This window comes from Gluconobacter sphaericus NBRC 12467 (assembly GCF_006539125.1).
GTDB lineage: Bacteria > Pseudomonadota > Alphaproteobacteria > Acetobacterales > Acetobacteraceae > Gluconobacter > Gluconobacter sphaericus.
Map to the genome: position 1 here is coordinate 1 of NZ_BJMK01000070.1, position 2884 is coordinate 2884.

Below are 2884 nucleotides of genomic sequence, written 5' to 3' on the forward strand. Positions count from 1 at the left end.
TACCCACGTCAGGGCACGCGCAGGACGCAAAGAAGCCACCTTGCCGCTCTGGTGGAATACTTTGTGGTTCTCTGTATCCAGGAAAGATTCAGAAAGCGCCCCGTCAGCGATCAGCACTGAGTGTTGAGCAGTCTCGACGTGATAGACATCGAACGTCGTCAGGTCGCGATCGTAGAAAATTGAGCGACCGTTGACGAGCATCCGGGCAGGAACGAACTTTCCTTCAAAGAACAGGCAGTGTTCCGCCGTGATAAGCATGTCCTTGTAAGGAACGCCGTCAGAAAGAGCATCCTTAAGGATACGAACGGGGTAGTTGGACAGATCATCTGCAAGATGCGGCTGGACAACGATTTTTCGCGTACCAACCCAGACGATAGCCTCGACCTTTTCAGACGCGGAGGCCGGATCCCAAACAACCAGCTCATCACCAATTGCCAGTGTTTCAACAGCCTTCTCGCCCTCAGGCGTGCGAATCATCGAACCAGGGAGATAGCAGGGAGTCGTACCAACGTAAGACACAACTCCAGCGCTGTCGGAGAAGGTTCCTGTGTAGCCCTTGCCAACATCATAAGTATAAGTGTTGGAGCCACTCGTGATCGTCAGGATGCCTGTAGTCTTGTCGTAGCTCGTTGTTCCAGTGACGTTCAGGTCGAGCTTATCACCCTGACTGAAACCACGAATCACACCAGTAAATGTCTGGCCGTTAGCAACGTCGAGCGTATTGTCTCCACCAGAGAAGTTGAACGTCTGGCCAGCACCGGAATTCGTGCCATTCAGCGTAACGTCTGCGCCGTTTGCGAGGTTAACGGTTCCGCTCGTTCCCTTAAGGGCTTGGCTAAAGGTCAGATTGGCATCGGTAACATTGATGGTGCCATTGTTGGTGTAGCCCGCCGTTCCTGCGCCCAGAAACTGGATGTTTCCAGCGCCGGTTCCATGCGAAGTAATCGACCAGGTCCCGTTATTAGTAAAGCCGCCGCTTCCAACCTGAAAGAGTGCTGTCGAAGCGGCAGGTACGTTAATCGAGAACGTACCGCCAGTCTGGTTCGTAATCTGCTTGAAATTCAGATTCGTCGTCGATCCTGAAGTTCCCGCAGAATCGTCGAAGGAAAAGCTGCCGCTATTGTTGAGTGTGCCAGTACCATTACCCCAGTTCGAGGTCAGACCGGTGCCGCTGGTGTCGACGACCTTGATCGTTCCCGCATTGGTTAGGTTGGCGACATAAGGCGCTGAAATAGTGGAGGCACCTGCCGCTTCCAGATCGATCGTACTGGTCGCGTCGTTATTGATAGTGCCATATTGGAGATAGACGGACGCGCCAGATGTCCCGTTAAGCTGTGAGAAACTCAACGTACCGCCAGTTTGCGTCAGTGTATCGCTTGACCCTCCAAGAACAGCGGTCGATCCGGTTCCAGATGTGGAAGGTTTAAATGAAACCGTACCGCTATTGGTCAAACTTCCATAGAAGTAATTGGCCGTCGCCGCGGCAGAATTAAAATTAATCGATCCAGTATTAATGAACGCGTTGCCAGCACTGCCAATTGTGGTGGGTGTAGTGTAAGTTACATCGGTTGAATTCGTATACGTTGTCACGGCACGAACCTTTCACTGTGGAATCAAAGGTTAGCTATCAACAAAATGTTTTTTCAATTAAAAAACCACTCTCATGTTTATATATTTTTCACCTCTCCGTGAGATAAAATGAGTAATTACTATTTTCAAAACCTATAACAAAAAAAATATGGATCTTTTTCCACAATATTCTGAGAATATTCTCGATGATAAGTGTCTATAAATATTGGGTTATTTCTTCGATATCTCTGTTAAATCGCCGTTATCTTCCGATCCATGCGAATATCCATTCTACAATCCAGCGCTTTGGTGCTGTTTATCGGTCTGGCCTGACGGGCCTGTGACCTTACAGCCGCTTTTCTCCGAAACGATTCCGGCAGGTCTTCAGGGCGCCTCGGACCGTCTGGCCCTGGCCGCCCGGTCTCCGGCCACACTGCGCGCCTATCGCACCGACTGGTCCGCCTTCGTCGACTGGTGCCACGCCCAGGACGTCACGGCGCTCCCAGCCCAGCCCGAAACCGTTTCCGCCTGGATCGCGTCGCGTCTGGAGCAGGGCCGCAAAGCCGCGACGCTGATCCGGGGCATGCGGCGGATGCTGAACGTCCAGCCCAACACCCTGATCGGTCTGCGCAACCGGGCACTGCTGGCCCTGGGCTTCGCCGGGGCCTTGCGGCGGTCTGAACTGGTGACGCTGGAGGTTACGGATCTCGTACCGCAGGAGGGCGGTGCGCTTCTCACGCTTCGACGGAGCAAGACCGATCCATACGAGGCGGGTCAGACGATCCGCATTCTGAACGTTTCCACCATTCGGGCGCTAGATTATATCGCGACCTGGTGCGAGGCGGCCGGGATCACGTCCGGTCGGCTGTTCCGGTCCGTGGAGCGGCATGGCCGGATCGGCAGATCACTCTCGGATCGCTCGGTAGTCCGGATCATCAAAGGTTCGGCCGAAGCCGTAGGGTTCGATCCGGAGCGTTTCTCGGGGCATTCGCTGCGGGCAGGGTTCGTCACCTCCGGCGCCGATGCGCTGCTGATCGCAGAGACCTCGCGACATCAGAGCCTCGACATGCTGCGTACCTATGTCCGGCGCGCCTCGCTGCTGAAGACTCACACCGGACACCGCTTCCTGTAATTCCTAACCAAAGGCCACCACCAGCGACAAAAGGGATACAGTTGTTTCCATCCGTTCCGTATCCTTGGGTACGAGAACACGGACAACCCCATCATTGCCCCGTCCACGCTTCTATCCGGCGCGCCGAACCCGCTGCTTGGCGGCAGGAACCGTAATATCCCATTCTTCGGCAAGCTCCTGATT

The 2884-nt window shown here is 54.3% G+C and carries 2 protein-coding genes; one reads left to right on the plus strand and one right to left on the minus strand.

Going from position 1 to position 2884, the window contains the following annotated elements:
* A partial coding sequence (locus tag GSP01_RS14420; protein WP_174787607.1) for a Hint domain-containing protein occupies positions 1–1347 on the minus strand: 1347 nt, incomplete at its 3' end.
* A 562-nt stretch (positions 1348–1909) separates the two neighbouring features.
* On the opposite strand from GSP01_RS14420, the gene GSP01_RS14425 reads away from it, so the two are divergent.
* Positions 1910–2701 carry a tyrosine-type recombinase/integrase gene (locus GSP01_RS14425; RefSeq protein ID WP_141354648.1) on the plus strand — a complete coding sequence of 264 codons (792 nt, stop codon included), beginning with the start codon at positions 1910–1912 and terminating at the stop codon, positions 2699–2701.
* Positions 2702–2884: the final 183 nt, after the last annotated feature.